Annotated in this window: 18 protein-coding genes; 2 read left to right on the top strand and 16 right to left on the bottom strand. The window is 27.9% G+C overall.

Annotation, left to right across the window (positions count from 1 at the left end):
• Positions 1 to 117: 117 nt before the first annotated feature.
• Positions 118 to 981 carry a Cof-type HAD-IIB family hydrolase gene (locus tag psyc5s11_RS07985; protein WP_224037079.1) on the bottom strand — a complete coding sequence of 288 codons (864 nt, stop codon included), beginning with the start codon at positions 979 to 981 and terminating at the stop codon, positions 118 to 120.
• Positions 982 to 1,155: 174 nt separating this feature from the next.
• Between psyc5s11_RS07985 and psyc5s11_RS07980 the strand changes: the two genes are divergently transcribed.
• Positions 1,156 to 1,419 (top strand): hypothetical protein, encoded by a 264-nt coding sequence (locus psyc5s11_RS07980; RefSeq protein WP_224037078.1) that lies wholly within the window; start codon positions 1,156 to 1,158, stop codon positions 1,417 to 1,419.
• Between the two features lie 273 nt (positions 1,420 to 1,692).
• Here the strand turns inward: psyc5s11_RS07980 and psyc5s11_RS07975 are convergent, their stop codons facing one another.
• Together psyc5s11_RS07975 and psyc5s11_RS07970 are read right to left on the bottom strand one after the other, a co-directional pair.
• On the bottom strand, positions 1,693 to 1,848 hold the full coding sequence (locus psyc5s11_RS07975) for a hypothetical protein (RefSeq protein ID WP_224037077.1): 156 nt from the start codon (positions 1,846 to 1,848) through the stop codon (positions 1,693 to 1,695).
• Between the two features lie 67 nt (positions 1,849 to 1,915).
• On the bottom strand, positions 1,916 to 2,122 hold the full coding sequence (locus tag psyc5s11_RS07970; protein WP_224037076.1) for a hypothetical protein: 207 nt from the start codon (positions 2,120 to 2,122) through the stop codon (positions 1,916 to 1,918).
• 44 nt (positions 2,123 to 2,166) lie between these two features.
• On the opposite strand from psyc5s11_RS07970, the gene pknB reads away from it, so the two are divergent.
• A complete protein-coding gene (pknB, locus tag psyc5s11_RS07965) occupies positions 2,167 to 3,594 on the top strand; it encodes a Stk1 family PASTA domain-containing Ser/Thr kinase (RefSeq protein ID WP_224037075.1) in 1,428 nt (475 codons plus the stop codon).
• A gap of 17 nt (positions 3,595 to 3,611) precedes the next feature.
• On the opposite strand, the gene psyc5s11_RS07960 is transcribed toward pknB, so the two are convergent.
• From psyc5s11_RS07960 to psyc5s11_RS07900, 13 genes are all read right to left on the bottom strand, one after another.
• Positions 3,612 to 5,270, bottom strand: a complete 1,659-nt coding sequence (locus tag psyc5s11_RS07960; protein WP_224037074.1) for a hypothetical protein — start codon at positions 5,268 to 5,270, stop codon at positions 3,612 to 3,614.
• Positions 5,271 to 5,274: 4 nt separating this feature from the next.
• Positions 5,275 to 6,060: an ABC transporter ATP-binding protein gene (locus psyc5s11_RS07955; RefSeq protein ID WP_375541992.1), complete on the bottom strand. Its 786-nt coding sequence runs from the start codon at positions 6,058 to 6,060 to the stop codon at positions 5,275 to 5,277.
• 26 nt (positions 6,061 to 6,086) lie between these two features.
• Positions 6,087 to 6,233 (bottom strand): hypothetical protein, encoded by a 147-nt coding sequence (locus tag psyc5s11_RS07950; protein WP_224038284.1) that lies wholly within the window; start codon positions 6,231 to 6,233, stop codon positions 6,087 to 6,089.
• Positions 6,234 to 6,372: 139 nt separating this feature from the next.
• A complete protein-coding gene (locus psyc5s11_RS07945; RefSeq protein ID WP_224037072.1) occupies positions 6,373 to 7,509 on the bottom strand; it encodes a GGDEF domain-containing protein in 1,137 nt (378 codons plus the stop codon).
• A 195-nt stretch (positions 7,510 to 7,704) separates the two neighbouring features.
• Complete coding sequence (locus psyc5s11_RS07940) at positions 7,705 to 8,766, bottom strand: iron-containing alcohol dehydrogenase family protein (protein ID WP_224037071.1); 1,062 nt, start codon at positions 8,764 to 8,766, stop codon at positions 7,705 to 7,707.
• 137 nt (positions 8,767 to 8,903) lie between these two features.
• Positions 8,904 to 9,215 (bottom strand): hypothetical protein, encoded by a 312-nt coding sequence (locus psyc5s11_RS07935; RefSeq protein WP_224037070.1) that lies wholly within the window; start codon positions 9,213 to 9,215, stop codon positions 8,904 to 8,906.
• A 127-nt stretch (positions 9,216 to 9,342) separates the two neighbouring features.
• On the bottom strand, positions 9,343 to 9,534 hold the full coding sequence (locus psyc5s11_RS07930) for a PspC domain-containing protein (protein ID WP_224037069.1): 192 nt from the start codon (positions 9,532 to 9,534) through the stop codon (positions 9,343 to 9,345).
• A 121-nt stretch (positions 9,535 to 9,655) separates the two neighbouring features.
• Positions 9,656 to 9,802 (bottom strand): hypothetical protein, encoded by a 147-nt coding sequence (locus psyc5s11_RS07925; protein ID WP_224037068.1) that lies wholly within the window; start codon positions 9,800 to 9,802, stop codon positions 9,656 to 9,658.
• 198 nt (positions 9,803 to 10,000) lie between these two features.
• A complete protein-coding gene (locus psyc5s11_RS07920; RefSeq protein ID WP_224037067.1) occupies positions 10,001 to 11,407 on the bottom strand; it encodes an APC family permease in 1,407 nt (468 codons plus the stop codon).
• A 348-nt stretch (positions 11,408 to 11,755) separates the two neighbouring features.
• Positions 11,756 to 12,994: an MFS transporter gene (locus psyc5s11_RS07915; protein WP_224037066.1), complete on the bottom strand. Its 1,239-nt coding sequence runs from the start codon at positions 12,992 to 12,994 to the stop codon at positions 11,756 to 11,758.
• A gap of 140 nt (positions 12,995 to 13,134) precedes the next feature.
• Entirely contained in the window at positions 13,135 to 14,913 is a 1,779-nt protein-coding gene (locus tag psyc5s11_RS07910) for an ABC transporter ATP-binding protein (protein WP_224037065.1), read from the bottom strand.
• On the bottom strand, positions 14,852 to 16,606 hold the full coding sequence (locus psyc5s11_RS07905; protein WP_224037064.1) for an ABC transporter ATP-binding protein: 1,755 nt from the start codon (positions 16,604 to 16,606) through the stop codon (positions 14,852 to 14,854). Before psyc5s11_RS07905 ends, psyc5s11_RS07910 begins: the two co-directional genes overlap by 62 nt.
• Positions 16,607 to 16,645: 39 nt before the next feature.
• A complete protein-coding gene (locus psyc5s11_RS07900; protein ID WP_224037063.1) occupies positions 16,646 to 17,626 on the bottom strand; it encodes a LacI family DNA-binding transcriptional regulator in 981 nt (326 codons plus the stop codon).
• Positions 17,627 to 17,646 lie beyond the last annotated feature (20 nt).

Here is a 17,646-nt window from a genome sequence, read left to right as displayed (position 1 = left end):
TGGAATATTCTTGATGTATTAAATCACTATATGTTTAAATTATTAAAATAACTAATTCATATATTTATTTACATTACTTTTATCTACTTTTTCAAATAAAACCACTTTAATATCACTTTAAATATCCAATATACGATAGATTGCTTTTGCTACACCATGCTCTGAATTACTTGCAGTTATGTATTTTGCAACTTCTTTAATTTCTGGTATTGCATTTTCCATAGCAAATGAATTTGGAAATTCTACAAACATAGAATAATCATTAAAGCTATCACCTAAAATAGCTACTTCTTCTTTTCTTATACCCATTCTTTTTGCAACTTTAGCTAATATACGTCCTTTGGTCGCATTAACATCATTAATTTCAATATTAGTAACAAAACTTGATGATATAGCTAGTCCATCTAATTTATTCAATTCTTCCTTGAGACTATTTATTTCATCAATTGACTCTGCAAAAGAAACAAATTTGCCTATATTTACATCACTTTTTAAGAATTCCTCCAAATTTGTTATGTAATTCATATTAATAAAATGAGGATGATTTATAGCATTTATATAAATTTCATCTGAATCTGTAACATCTGGATGAAAAGTTTTTGCTCTTTTAATCATTCCTTTTAAAGTTTCTTCCTTTGTATTTGTTGTATAATATCCATTATCAGTATATATTTCAACTGCTAAATCATACTTTGACATTATGTTTAAAACTTCAGCTGCTATACTTTTATCAATATAAATCCCTACAACTATTTTACCTGCAATATCCCTATATTCTCCGCCATTTAGTACAACGCATTCACATTTCAAACCATACTCATCTAAGAATGGTTTAACATCTTCATATGCTCTGCCAGTTGCAATAGCAAATTTAACTCCTTTTTCTTGAGCAATTTTTATTGCTTCTATATTTTCTATTGATATCTTATGATTAGTGCCTATTAAAGTTCCATCCATATCAGATGCAATTAATTTTATCATTTTAAAATCTCCTCTACATAGTTTTCTAAATTAATTTATTTTAATATTAGACTCAATTGTCTTTTAATTATACCATTTTATTAACTATACATTTTTATGATAGGCTATGTTTAAGAATACATTAATTATCTCAACATATATATTTAATAATACTTTAGGACGGAGATGATATTTATGAAATTGGAGTTAATAACAGCAATACTAACAATCTCTTTATTGATTGTTAGTATGTCAGAATTTATTAGAACTCGAAAACTACGAAAATTAGCATATCCTTTAATTACAATTTATTTTTTAATAGGAATTCCTATTATAGGGAAATTTATAAATAATGGAGTTCTATTTATTTGTTTTACTGTATTAAGTTTTGTTATTACTATGATATTTCTATATAATGAATTAAAATTAAATAACAAAGAAAAAAACTTGCCACATTAGGAAAACAAATATGATTTTATTTGATAGTGTAGTCATTTTTTATGTTCAAATCAACACTATTCTTAAACATAGCTTTATAATAAAAAAATAAGTTGTGCGAGTTTTCAATGTGACTAGTTATTAACCTCTTACCTTAGAAATTACTTTGGAATTTGTAGAAAAATAACTGCCTGTAAGACTTTATTCAAGTAGCTTACTGACAGTTATTGCGTTGAATTTACTCCTTAATTAACATATTTCCTCATATAGAATCATTGTATATCAACATAAGTTTTAAGATCGATCTTCCCACTTTCTTTTCGCTTTCATTACATTCTCTTCACTGAGATTTGTTTCTCCTACTATCTCACCCATTCCACAACCTCTATCAACCATTTCTTTTGCTTTCTCCATAGCTTTTTCATGTTCACCTTTTTTTAATTTCTCCATTAAAATTTCCCTCCTTTTGTTTATACTAATTCTAAAAATTAGTATAACCTAAGGGTAAAATTTATATTCAAATAAGAATTAATATTTTTTCTTTTTTATTAATTAATCCAATAAAACCTACCATAGTTGCCCAAAGCATAAGACAAACTGTAACTGAATGTATATTGCTTAAGATTTCACCCTTCTTTATTCTATTAATAATACAGTTATTTAGAAGTTTAAATTTAAACCATGCATAATCTCTTTCAAAAGCAATGAGGTCATAAATATCCATTGTGATATACTCTATATATTACTGTTTTTACGAGGAGGATAAATATGATAGGGAAATTACTTTTAAATAGATATGAGTTATTAGAAAAGATTGGTGAAGGTGGCATGGGAATTGTTTATAAAGCAAAGTGCCATTTATTAAATAGATTTGTCGCTATAAAAATATTAAAATCAGAGTTAAGTAATGATGAATGCTTTGTTGCTAGGTTTAAACTGGAGGCTAATTCAGCTGCAAGCTTGTCACATGCAAACATAGTTAATGTCCATGATGTTGGTTCCGAAAACAATATTAATTTTATAGTTATGGAATATATTAATGGAAAAACATTAAAACAAGTAATAAAGGAATCTGGTAGGCTTAGCTCTTTGAAGACTTTAGAGATATCTTTACAAATAGTCAAAGCACTTGAATGTGCTCATAAAAATAATATAATTCATCGAGATATAAAACCAGATAATATTTTGATCACCGAGGATAATATAGTTAAGGTAGCAGATTTTGGAATAGCTAAAGTAGTAGATTCAGCAACAATAAGCAATTCGAATATGGTTATAGGCTCTGTACATTATTTTTCTCCAGAACAAGCAAAAGGAATATCTGTAGATTTTAGAACAGACATATACTCCTTAGGTATTGTAATGTATGAAATGGTGACTGGACAAGTACCTTATAATGCAGAAATCTCTGTTTCCATAGCTATCATGCATATTCAAAAACCTATTATTCCCCCCAATGAAGTTATTACAAATATACCTGAAGATATAAATCAAGTCATTTTAAAGGCATTGGAAAAAGAACCTATTAATAGATACCAAACAGCTACCGAAATGGCAGAGATTTTAAAGGCACTTAATGAAGATTTTAATTTAAAAGTGAAATTGCATAATAGGTCACTAGAGGCTACAATGGTTATGATGACGGAGCCAGTGGTATCTGATACAAAAATTGATTCAACAACAGTTATGAGTCAAGTGGCTGATCCTAAAAATCCGATAATTAAAAAAGATAGAACAGTACTGTTAAAAAATAAAAATACCAGCAATAATAAGAAAATAATGCTAATTGTCGGATCAATTATTTTAGTTATGATTATTGGTGTTTTCGGGAAATATCTTTCCATAGGGCCTTCTACAAATATAGAAAAGCCCATTGCAGAAACTGCTGTTCCTGAAGTAAGCGTACAATTACCAGAGCCTGAAAATAAACTTGTGCCTTCACTTATTGGAATGACTCAAGATATTGCAACAAACACCATAATTAATAATGGATTTTCGCTTGGCAATATCTCAAATGATTATAGCAATAGTATACCTAAGGGTTCAATTATTAGTCAATCACCTATGGTAAATACATCATATGAAAAAAACAGCAAAATTGATTTAGTTATAAGCCAGGGACAAAAAGTTGTTCCGGCTGCCCCACAAATAAAGGGAAACAAACAAAAAGAAAACAAGGGGAAAAACAATAGATAATGCAATGAAAAGATTTTTCACATTTTTATGTCTTTCCAATTTACCTTAAAGCTAATTTTCCAAAGAATCAGATTAACTATTAAAAGCACTAATGCATAAATTCCAACAAATATCATATTATTTCTAATTACTATATGAACTATAGCCAATGCCACAAGTAGCAACATTGTTATTATACCTGGTCCTATAAGCTTACCACTATCTGCAATAGCAAACTTTACACTAAATGGCATTGCCTTATTTGATATTTTAAAATACACTAATGATGATATTAAAAGAACTAAAAACATTGCAATTAAATCCATAATTATTGATGGTCCTTTTAATATTAAGAACACCACTGCCTCTAACATATAAACTGGTATTATTAGCTTAAATATAGTTCCTTTTACTGCCCCTTTTAATATTGCTCCTGGATTTTCTATTGGTAACACCTTGTATATAAATGCTCCCTTATAACTATCACTATTGTTTATATACGCTGTGCAAAAACATAGTAGCAATATACTTATATACATTAATAAATGAATTTTCCCACCATAACCTGTTTGAATATTATCCATAAATGATTCTTCTCTATCTATAAATATAAATATAACTGGCATAAAGATAGCCATTGCAAGGGATGGATATACCTTAAGTTTCAAGGTTCTCTCTGTAGCTATCATATTTTGAGTGAATTTAAACATACTTTTTTCAATGTTGTCCGTGCAGACTAATGCTGCTATAAATTCTTTTCTTTTTTCACTTCCCCGACTTATGGCTCCCCCATTATCATTTAATTTTTGAAGATTCTTTTCAAAATACGGTACTACGCTTTTAATATAAATCGTCATTAATATAATTGGTCCTATTATTGCAAGTACAACTAAAAATATTAGAAAATGTTGTTTATTATTATCTATTACTATACCAAATGGCGCTGCAAACCACATGGATGGAAGTAACGCATGCCAAATTTCAGGCACATATTCACTATTCATACTTCTAATATTAAAAACTCTACCAACCATTTGATATCCAAATGAAAATACAAATGCTAAAAATATTTGAAAATAGTTTATTATATCCTTTAGTTTTTCTCCATCAAAATACTTTAAAACTACAGTATATAATAACGCTGTTACTGCTATAACTATTAATACTTCAAGTATATTTTCTACGATAAATATCACAAAAAATAGAACTCCATAATTCACTGAACCAATAATTAACGGAATGAAATTTAATGATAATGATATGCCCATTAAATATATACATATATGCGTAGTTTTTGCTGCATTAAATGTCTTACTATCTATAGGTTTAGGTAATAATATATTTTTCTCCTTTACATCTAACAATACTGCTGAAAAGTCAGATATCATAAGTGATACCATCATAAATAAATTTATACCTATTACAATATTTGTAGCTTTCATAGCTGGCATACCACTCATCATTATTAATCCAATAAAAATGCTCATAAATGCATTAATCATCAATAATCGTAGATAGCTATTTTTGTCAGTGCTTTCATCTATCTTTTTATTATTTGCCATGGCAGTAATTACTCTACGACCATCCATAGTTAGTTTTATCTGTAAAATCATTCTCATAGTCTTATAGTTAACGCCTAATTTTTTATATAATGATTGAAATTTATCTAATATCTTTAATACAGTGAAATCCTTCATAAAATCACACCTCTTCAACCAAAGAAACAAATTCTTTAGCAATGTCTGCATGTTCATTAAAGCCTGTTAGCTCATTAAATATTTCTTCTAGTGATCCTTCTCTCTGATTATTCTTAAGCTCCTCAAAACTTCCATCTGCAACTATTTGGCCCTCATTTAAAAGTAATATTCTATCACTTACCTTCTCAACAACATCCATTATATGTGAAGAATAAAATATAGTTTTTCCTGATTTTGCAAGAGCATGCATAACTTCTTTAAAGACCATTACACTATTAGCATCTAGTCCGCTTAAAGGCTCATCAAAAAATAATATATCTGGATTATGAATTAAACTACATATTATAAGTAGCTTTTGCTTCATACCTTTTGAATATGAAGATATTCTTGAATCTATAACTCCTTCAATTCCAAATAAGCCCATTAACCTTTTTGCTCTGTCAATAAGCTTTGTCTGATCTAATTCATATATTTCACCTAAAAAGCTTATATACTCATAAGCAGTTAAGTTATCATATATATCTGCAAGTTCTGGTACATAACCTATTTTCTTTTTATATTCTATACTTCCATTGCTTATATCTTGTCCTAATATTTCTACTTTACCCTCATAACCTTCTATTATCCCAAGCATTATTTTTATAGTTGTGCTTTTACCCGCACCGTTAGTCCCTATATATCCTATTATCTGCCCCCTAGGAATTTCCAAATTTATTCCATTAAGAACATTCTTACTGCCATAGCTCATTGTTAAATCCTTAATTGATATTATACTTTCTGAGTTTTCCATCATATCGTCCCCTTGAATATATTTTCTTATTTATTTTGCTCTTTAAGTAAGTCTCTTATCTCAACTAAAGTCTTATAATTTTCTTTTAGAATTTTTGTATTGATTGATCTGTCAATAGCTGTTTGTATTAAAATGTATGATCCAAATAACCCAATTAATATTACTATAATCAATATATACATCCTCTCACAAAATATTAAGTTCACTGTAATAAACTCTTGTGCCTAGTTTTATATAAATAATCCTTATTATATCATATTTTGTAAATCCTATAATGTATAAATTTAAAAAGACTAGTTACTTCATTTGTAACTAGCCATATAACTCACTCTTTCTACTTTTCTTTTGCTCATACATCAATTGATCTGCACGTTCTAAAAGTTGATAAATGCTTTCATTAGCATTTATATAACCTACCAGGCCATAACTAAATTTAAATCTATATGATTTTTCTCCTCTATTATTATATGTCTCAACATTTTGAGTTAAATTTTGTATGTAAGACACAACCTTTTCTTTCTGGTTCTCTTCTAATAAAATTACGAACTCATCTCCGCCTAAGCGTATTAGTTTTTTTTGCCTTAATGTAAAACTCTTACTAAGTAAATTAGCAAATGTCTTAATTGCTTCATCCCCCTCTGAATGTCCATATTGGTCATTAATATTCTTAAATTCATCTATATCTATATAAATTATCGAAAGTTCTTTTTGCTTTCTATGATTTATATTTTGAGCATATTGTTCGTAGGCTAAACGATTTCCAAGACCTGTCATGCCATCCCTATAAGCTTGATCATTTAATATAAAAATATAAGTAATAACCGTAATTATTGCTGCACTATTCCAAATTGTCAAATAAACATAATTTTTTAACTGGATAACAGTAAATACGGCAGGTAGAATATAATACGAACTAAACATAACGCATTCCGAAAAAGTAAACTTTTTACGGTGCTTATACATAAAATATAAATTATATACAAAATATATATAGCTGACACAAGGTAAAATAAAAAATAACGCACCTCTTTCATATGTGTTATTACTAGTTATATAAAAAAGTCCACTTTCATTATTGCTTGTCAGTGTTGCTATCCCATTAATAAGTAGTGGAAGTAGAAGTATATAATTTGTTTCTATTTTCTCTTCCTGATACCTATTAACCCATTCTTTAATAAATATATATGCTAAATACGGAATAATAGGCGTTACTATAAATCCAATTATATTAACTAGATTGTGTAATACCATAAATTGCTTCAAATTTGGATTATTTAATAGGACACTAAATATCTCTAATATCGAAGTAATGCAAGTTAATCCCATAATCCACATAAATAGTCTATTAGTTGTTGTTTTTCTATTCATATTAAAATAAGCATGTCCAAGTAAAATAATTAATAAAATTGATAAAACAATATTTATTTGAGTTGGTAGTAAATTAAGCATTTTGATACACTCCATTATATTCTTTTACAAATATGTATTAAGCTTAATTATAACATAATTAAGTCTCATTACAATATATTGTCATTATACTTATGAAACTCCTAATATTTAAATACTCTATTTTGAATCAAATCAATGCACTACTAATAAACAAAGAAAAGGGGTTAATTCATAAATCAATCCCTTCATAGTAGCTTATATTAATATAGAATTTAAAATCTCATCTTCATCAATAAACTTTTTAGCAAGTATCCTATTTTCTTCAACATGAATATAGGTGTATCTGTTAGGTTTTATTGAAGGCGCCATATCTATAGCTTTCTTAAAATCTTCTTTTCTCATTTTTAAAGTTTTAACATAATCAAAAAAGCCTGTTTCTTTTAAAATTTTTGATATTCTTTCAAATCTGTGATTTTGTGCCTTAGACATAATATAGGTTGAAATTCCAACTTGTATACCGTGAAGTTGTGGAACCTCAAGAAACTTATCTAAAGCATGCGAAATTAAATGTTCAGATCCTGAGGCTGGTGAACTATTCCCAGCTATTTCCATTGAAATACCATTTAAAGTTAGTGAATCTACTAGCTCCTTTAGAAACAAATCATCTTTAATAGTTTTAAATTCTGTTCTTACAAAACTATTTACTGCTTTTTTAGAAATCATAGTTGCAAAGTCATCAATAATTGTCTTCCCATTCTCTTCTTCAAATTTCCAATCATAAAGAGCTGTGATATTTGATACTAAGTCTCCAATTCCTGAAAATATAAATTTCTCAGGAGCTCCTTTAATTACATCAATGTCTATAATTATACCGTAAGGAGTTTTAGCTGGAAGAGACATACGTTTTCCATCTACTAAAAGAGATGCTCCAGGACTTGAAAATCCATCATTAGATGTTGAAGTTGGAATACTAATAAATGGTAGCTTTTTTAAAAAGCTCATATACTTTACTCCATCTATTGCTTTTCCACCGCCAACTCCAATTAAAGCCTCCACATCATTTGATATTTCAAAAGCTTTTATACTAATTTTTTCAAAGTTTATATCTGTAATAGTTTCTATCTTTGCAATCTCAATATTGGCGTCTTTTAAGGAGTGACTTATAGAATCTCCAAATAACTCCTCAATACCTTCTCCAAAGTATATTGATACCTTTTGAAACATAGCTTTTTTAATTAAATTTCCTATATTATTAATATTTCCTTTTCCTACTTCTAGAATTGAAGGAATAGCTATTCTATGAGTTGATGCCTTCATATTTATCACTCCTCTAAATATTATTTTTATTTAGGATCTCTTAATATTTACATATAGGTACCCTTATTTCGGCGAGTATACGCACAAGTATGATTTCCACTGTTGGTATCTATACTTATATTAATTTCCATTTTTCTTTATTTTAAATCATTAACTGCTTTATTGATTTTATCAGCCTTATCAATTGTTTCTGTCCACAATTCTTTTGAAGGAATTATTTTCTCTATTGCAGTGTAAGTTTCTTTTACTACAGGTATGTTAACAAGGTTTGTACTTTGAACGGACATTAGCACAAAATAGCAAACACCTATAATTGCAATTATTTTTACTATCCCCTCTATTGCTTTTAATACAAAATAAAAAGCGAAAATAGCTACTGCTATTAATATTATAGTATTTGTTGTTAAATGAATTGGGCTTTTGCTTATCAAATCATTTATCTTTTCCATTTGTTCCTCCTTTTTAGGTACTGCTTATTTTATTTATTGTACCCACTGTTATGTGAATTATTTCATTGTTTAGTAATAACATGCAATTAAAAATAAGCTTAACTTAATCAAGCTCATTTTTAGTTCATTAATACATTTCTTCATTGGGCATCACTAATGCACAAATTATGTATAAAAGTATTCCTGTGCCTCCGAAAAGAACCAAAGCTACATAACCAATTCTGACTAAAGTAGGATCTAGTCCAAAATATTTAGCAAATCCACCACATACACCTGCTAGCTTTTTATCTGTTGACGATAAACAAAGTTTTCTTTCCATAATAACACCTCTTTAATTATTCTAAAATATTATTTCATCACACATTTATTCTTGCTTATGATTATACCATTTTAAGTTTTTAATTAAAAGTCTTCAATATTTACACCTTTATTTATCTCATTTAAAACTTCATCATCGCCACTTTCAACTCCCATATATATCTAGACAAACCTAAATCCTTAAGATCTTCTAATTCTTTAAGTGTTTTAATTAAGATAGATTTTTGCGAACCATAAAGTGTAACTATAATACTTTCCAATGACATCATAGCGTGCCTATTATGGCATTTTACCGACACCGCATAGTAGAAAATAGTCTGACAGATGGACTTGTTATTTTTTTGATTGTGCCTAAATAAACAACATTATAAATAAAACATAATTTTTCTGTCTTAAAAATTTAAAGGGATTTTAGCTTTGAAACATGTCCATTGCCAAAATCCCTTTAATATTTTGTAAATTATAAATTATTGAATATTATTCTTCTTTGCAAAATAAGGCATTATTAAACCTAATCCTATTAATACAAACGGAGTAATAATATTAAGCGCTAATTGGAAAGTATCTGTTGAATACATACCTCCAATACATGCAAATGCAGTAAATGCAAAACACCATGCACCAAATATAATTCCAATTGTTTTATTTTTTATAAAATGATATTCAGATTTAAACTTTTCTCCTGCTTTTTTAAGCGCAATATATGCAGCAAATACCCATAAATAACGAAGAGGCATACATACTGCATTTAATTTTACTAACCACTTAACTAATGCATCTACATCTTTAATACCAAAGGCTGGTACAATTATTAATATTGAAACTATTATTAATATAAGTTTATGACCATTAATATATGCTCCAAACTTATTTTTTACAAACATTTTTTCAGGTATAAAGTTTTTATCTGCACTATCTAGTAACATACGTAAAGGTGCATCAATTGATATAATTAATACAGCAAATTGTCCAATCATATTTGTAATCGCGTATATAACTACAAATAAATTTCCCAAATGATAATATTCGCCTAACTTTTGGAAAGCATAATATGCTCCATTAGTCATTAAATCTTTAGGAACATTATTGGAATCAAACATCATCCCAAGTGAAATAGTACCTAATATAGCACATATACCTACCATAATTGCTAATGTAATCATACCCTTTGAAAAACCTTTTGCTGGATCCTTCATTTGATTAACATATGGTGAAATTTTTTCACATCCTCCAACTGCAAAAACTAAAATAGATAAACTAGTGAAAAATTTCATATCAAATGTTGGCATAAAAGTTTTTAAAGACCAATCTATAGATATTAATTTTGCATCTGTAATTGCTGGTGCCGCTATCATTAAAATAATAAACAATATAGACATAACAAACATAGATGTTCCAGCAAGTGTTGCTAATTTCTTTAATGGATTTAATCCTTTTGATGCTATGTAAAGTCCAATTATGAAAATTACTAAACAAAATAATTGTAGTATTTTAGGATCCATACTACTAATTCTTTTATCTTGAAAAATAGCCCAACTTGTTGCAATCATAAAACCTGATGGTTTTTGTGAAATATAAGGCATATGAACTACCCAGTATGTCCATCCAGCATAGTAAGCAATTTTAGGACCTATAGTTTCATTAATCCATGAACTAACTCCTCCTCCATGCTCCTTAAATGCTGAACCTAGTTCACCAACCATTAATGCATAAGGTACGAAATAAATAGCAAAAATTATAATCCAAGATATAATTGCCTTAAGGCCATTATATTCAGAAAAACCATTAATAACGTTACCAAAACCCCAAACTGTTGAGAACGCCATAAATGCTAAACTGTACCAAAGAATCTTTTTATCGTTTTTTTCTGACATAAGTTTTTCTCTCCTATATTCTCTAATATTTAATATTTACTCTAAAATATTATACTATTTTTATACATATGTATATAGATTCGACAAATTCATTTTTCAATTTGTCCTTATTTATTATTTTTTACTAGTATTGGAATTTCTAATTATAAAAATAACAATTTGAAGTATAATTAATATACTAAACGATATATAAAAAAGAAATAATAATGCTAAAAAAACTCTCAATAATACATTTATGTAATATCGAAAGCTTCCTTTATGTAGATAGCTCTTTATATAAAATTAAGACTATGTTAAACAATAGTATTGATATTAGAATCAATATTACTAGAAGTTTAATTTAACTTATTAAATATTACTTTTATATCTTTTATATATCAATAAAGGAATCATAAGCAAAATAATTATTCCACCACAAGCTGCAAATCCTATTCTTGCATTAAAATGTTCTGCAAACAATCCAGCATAAAGATTTCCAAAAGGTGTAGACCCAGCAAAAACCAAGGTATATACACTCATAACTCTTCCACGGTATTCATTGTTTGAATTAATCTGCAAAGTTGAATTTGCACTCGAAGTAAACATAATAAAAAAGAAGCCAGTGATTGCAAGAGATATTCCAGTTAATAAATAAATATTAGTGTAGCCAGTAATAATTAATAAAGCCCCTACAATTAGCGGTACAATATAAATAACAAACTTTTTAGGCCCAGATTTACTTAAGGTAGCTATAAACATTGCGCCCAAAAATGAACCAAAACCCATAAACGACATTAAGATACCAAAGCCTGCTTCATTTTGTTTTAATATTTCCTTTGTAAATACAGGTACAAGAATATTAAAATTAGGAACAAAAGTGCCTACTATCGCCATCACTAATAAAGTATATAAAAGAATCTTCTTATGATATATATATTTTATTCCATCCTTTATTTCCTCTAATACATTCGTATTATTTTTTGTTTTTCTTTCTATTGGCTTTAACTTAACAAAAAACAAACTTATCACAACTGCTCCAAAACTTATTGCATTTGCAAAGAAACAAACTGCAATTCCCGCATATCCCATTACTATTCCAGCAAGCGCAGGTCCTATAATTCTAGCCAAATTAAAAACCATAGAATTTAAAGCAATTCCATTCATTAAATCTTCTTTTCCAACAAGCTCTATAACCATTGACTGACGTGCTGGCATATCAATGGTATTAACTATTCCAAGAGCTGTTGACATAATTAAAATGTGCCAATATTGTATCTTTCCTGTCCATACTAATATTGCAAGTATTAGTGTAATTACAAGTGAAGCTGATTGAGTAAATAACAAAATTTTCTTTTTCGAAAACTTGTCCACAAAAACACCTGCAAACAAAGCAAATATCAACATTGGTGTAAATTGTACAATGCCAATTAAACTTAATAAAAATGGTGAATTTGTTAATGTATATGCCAGCCATGGTTGAGCTATGTTCTGCATCCAAGTTCCTATTAAGGAAATGCACATACCTATCCAATAATATCTGAAATTTTTATGCTTTAATGCAATAAAAGGATTATTAAATGTATTTTTCACTTCATTAGTAATATTCATTATAATATCTCTCTTTCACTTTTATTCTTATATTCTAATATGGTTTTCTTCAGAATATGCGCCCAAAATGCGTGTTTGAAGACTTGGTGCTAGCAAAACTAATTAAATTATCACAATCCGTTCTATTAATATTAATTGTTTTACTTCTTTACAATTAAGTCTCTATAATATCCTCCCAATTCCATAAGAGAATCATGATTTCCTATTTCTAAAACTTCACCATGTTTAAGCACTATTATTACATCTGCATTTCTAATTGTTGAAAGTCTATGAGCGATTATCAATGTTGTTTTTTCTTTTGTAATGTTATCAATAGCCTTTTGAATCAACTTTTCAGTTTGAGTATCAATATTGGAAGTAGCTTCATCTAATACAAAAATCGAAGGATCATGAGCTATTGCTCTAGCAAAAGATAATAATTGTTTTTGTCCGAGTGAAAGAGTACTTCCTCTTTCCATAACTGGCTCATTAATTCCTTTGGCTAAACCTTTTACTACTTCTTTTCCATAAGAAATCTCTAAAGCTCTTTCTATTTCAGCTTTTCCGATGCTATCATTCAATGTTATATTTTTTTCAATGGTTCCCGAAAACAAAAATACTTCTTGAAGCACCACTGCTATATTCTTTCTTAGATCTCTTTTCTTAAATTCATTAATATTTATTCCATCAATTAAAATTTCGCCTTTCTGTACCTTATAAAATCCACTAATAAGGCTAATTATAGTTGTCTTTCCCGCCCCTGTTTCTCCAACAAAAGCAGCTGTTTGTCCTTTATTTATCTTAAAACTTACATTCCTTAAAATCCACTCTTCATTATTATAAGAAAACCATACATTTTTAAATTCTATATTTCCTTGGAAATAACTTGCTCCAATACCTAAGTCTAAGTCCTCTAGATTTTCTTCCTCATCTAATAGCTCAAATATCCTATCAGCTGATACTAACGCAGATTGAATAGTTGTATAATTATCTGCTAAATCAGATATAGGATTAAAAAATTGCTTTATGTATGTTGTAAATGCATATAATATTCCCACACTTAAGCTTTGATCCGATATTTTACCCATACCATACCAAATTAATATAGCTACTGCTAAACTTTGAAAGACATCTGCAGCAGGTTTTAAAAAGCTATTCATCCAAACTTGAAATAATGTAGCTTTAAAATATTCATTATTTAGCTCACAAAATTCTTCCTTCTTTTCTTTTTCCCCATGAAATATTTGTACTATCTTCATTCCTGATATATTTTCAGCCATAAATCCATTTATTTTACCAATTAAACTTTTCATCTTAGTAAAATTTCTTTTTATTTTTGTTTTTAAAATAAATACTACTCCAAACATAAAAGGAATTACACAAAATGAAATTAAAGCAAGTTTTACATTTATTATTAGCATAGTATAAACTATTCCAATTATTAAAAATACATCTTTAAAAAGACTTATTAAAACATCCGTATACATTTCACTTAAGGCTTCAACATCATTTGTTGCTCTCGTTATTAAACTTCCAGATGAAGTTTTATCTAAATACCAAAGAGGTAATAGCTGTACTGTTTTAAATACTCTACTTCTTAGGAGTTTCATTATATCTTGTCCTACTTTATTTATTAGCATTACTTGAGTAATTGAGAAAATTCCACTTAAAACAACTACTACAAAATATAATATTCCCATATTGGTAATTGAATATAATCCATCTTCTACAATATGTTTAGTTAAGAAATCATCAATTACTAATTTTAATATGTATGGTTTTATTAATTGAGCTGCATTTACTATAATTACACATAAACATGCAAGAATAACTGCTTTCTTATATGGCAACATTAACTTTAATAACCTTCTTATAGTTTTAGGAGATTTCACCTTTGACTCCATTTTCGTCTCCATTGAATTGAGATTTGTAGATGTCATAATATAACCCTCCCTTCTCAATTAATTCTAAATGATTACCCCTTTCAGATATCTTCCCCTTATCCATTACTATAATTTCATCAGCCTCTAAAACTTGTGATATTCTATGAGCTACTATTATTGAAGTTTTATCTTTTCTTGTTCTTTTAATATTCTTTAAAATTTGTGCTTCAGTAATCGTATCTACTGCTGAAAGTGAATCATCTAATATAAGTATTTCCGGATTTTTAATTAAAGCTCTTGCAATTGAAATCCTCTGCTTTTGTCCACCAGAAATATTAACTCCTCTCTCCCCAAGAATTGTCTTAAAATCCTCTGAGAAATCCATAATACTTTCATATATACAACTATTTTTAGCAGCTTCCATAACTTCTTCATCAGAATATATTTTTTTAAAAAACTTTATATTATCTGATATTGACGCTTTAAATAAAAAATTATCCTGTGGTACAAATCCAAAGTTATCTCTTAATGTTTTAGGATTATAATCATTTATATCTATTCCATCAAAAAATATCATTCCATTTTGAACATTATACATTCTTAATAATAAATTAACTAAGGTACTTTTACCCGAACCTGTTTTTCCTATAATGCCTAAAGTATGTCCTTTGGAAATACTTAAATTTATATCATCTAAAATTATTTCTTTTGAACCTGGATATAAAAAAGTTAGATTCTTTATTTGTATATCTCCTTTAAGAAAAGTTTTCACAGAATTTTCTTTCGCTTTTATTTCAACTTCAGTATCAAATATTTCATTTAATCTATTTAAAGATGCCATACCTCTTTGAAATATTGTAATAATACGTCCTATTGAAATTATAGGCGTCATTATCATAGTAAGATATCCATTAAAAGCAATAAAATCTCCTAGGGAAATTTCACCTTTTAATACCATTTTCCCACCAACAATGAGATTTAAAACAAAACTTATAGTAAAACATATTTCAATCACTGGAGATAAATAAGATGATATCCGTACCATATCTAAATTTGATTTTGACATTCTTTCATTTAATTCCTCAAATTTTGTACATTCTTCATCTTCCTGTACATAAGCTTTAATGACTCTAATACCATTTATGTTTTCTTGTACTCTATCAGAAATTGACGCAAAATTTTCTTGAACCTTAATAAAGCGTCTTCTTACAATCTTACCAATCTTAAACATTATAAATACAATAAAAGGTATTGGTATTAATGATAAAAGAGTAATTTCCCAGTTTATAGATTGTGCCATGGAATAAATAGATATAACACATATTACAATTCCATTAACTAACATTGCAGTTGCAGGTCCAAATGTCATTCTAACAGCATTTATATCATTTATAGCATAAGCAATTAAATCCCCTGTTTTCCTTCTATTATAAAATTCAGGCGATAACTTTTGAAAATGTTCAAAAAGCTTTTCCCTAAGAAAAGATTCCATCTTCCTTCCATTTCCAATAATAAGATTTCTCCATATATAAGTACTTACAAAGGTACCTAATGCAATAAATATCATATAACCAATGTTTACATATACAAAACTTGGTTTAAAATCATTTTCTTTTAAAATATCTATTGTATTTCCAAGCACTTTGGGAAAAAGAGTTTGAATGTAAGATGTAACTAGCACAAATATTATTCCAATAAAATATGAAATTTTATGTTCTTTAATAAAATTAATTAATATACTTTGCCCCATAGGACACCTCCTATCAAAGTGAAAATCTTAAACAAATTATCATTTTACAGAATCTCTTTCAACTAAAACGCTATTTATTGTAATATTTTCATAAGGCTTTTCTGGATTTCTTATTCTTTTATAAAGAAGTGATACAGCTACTTCGCAGGCATAATCAATATTAAGCTCCAAAGTTGTTAAAGCTGGTATAGATAGTGAAGACATTTCAGTATTCCCACTACCAATAACAGATATATCATTTGGCACTTTTATCCCTTTTTCATATAAAAACTTTATAAGTTTTATTGCTGTATAATCCCATTGACACACTATTGCTGTTGGTCTATCTTTGCTATTAATTAAATTAAGCATCTTTTCTTCAAAATTTTCTTCATATATAAAAAATTCATCTTTTACAATCAATTCATAATCTTCCAAAGCTGAAGTTATGCCAAGAACCTTTTCTTTATTTTTATATACACTGCTGTTTCCTAAGAAACCTATTTTTGTATGACCTTTTTTAATTAAATATTCACATTGTTTATAACCACCATTATTAAAGTTATACCAAACACTATCACAATCAAAAGAAGGTGAATAACCTGTGTAAAAAACTTGATTCTTTACTTTACTAGAAATAAACTCTACATATTTACTATTAAATCTTCCAATAAATATAATTCCATCAAACTTTATCCCCTTTTGAAGTTTGTACGGCAAATAAAGTTCCTCTCGATGTTCCTTGTCTACAAATTCCAAATCATATTCTGAGCCAACTTTTTGTATTGCTTTTTCAATGCCTTGCACCATATGGCTATAATTACTAGTATCTTGTACAAACGGCTTTTGATGAAGAACTAATATTTTAATATCTTCATTGGTCTTTTCTTTAAAATATCCCATTTCCTTTGCTTTATTTAAAATTTTACTTCTTAATTCTTCACCAACACCTGCGCTCCCCGAAAGTGCTCTACTAACAGAAATTGTAGAGATTTTAAGTGCTTTTGCTATATCTGAGATTTTGACTTTATCAATTTTCAAAAGTACACCTCCAAAAATAT

The organism is Clostridium gelidum (genome assembly GCF_019977655.1).
GTDB lineage: Bacteria > Bacillota > Clostridia > Clostridiales > Clostridiaceae > Clostridium > Clostridium gelidum.
This window is presented reverse-complemented; position numbering and strand designations above follow the sequence as displayed.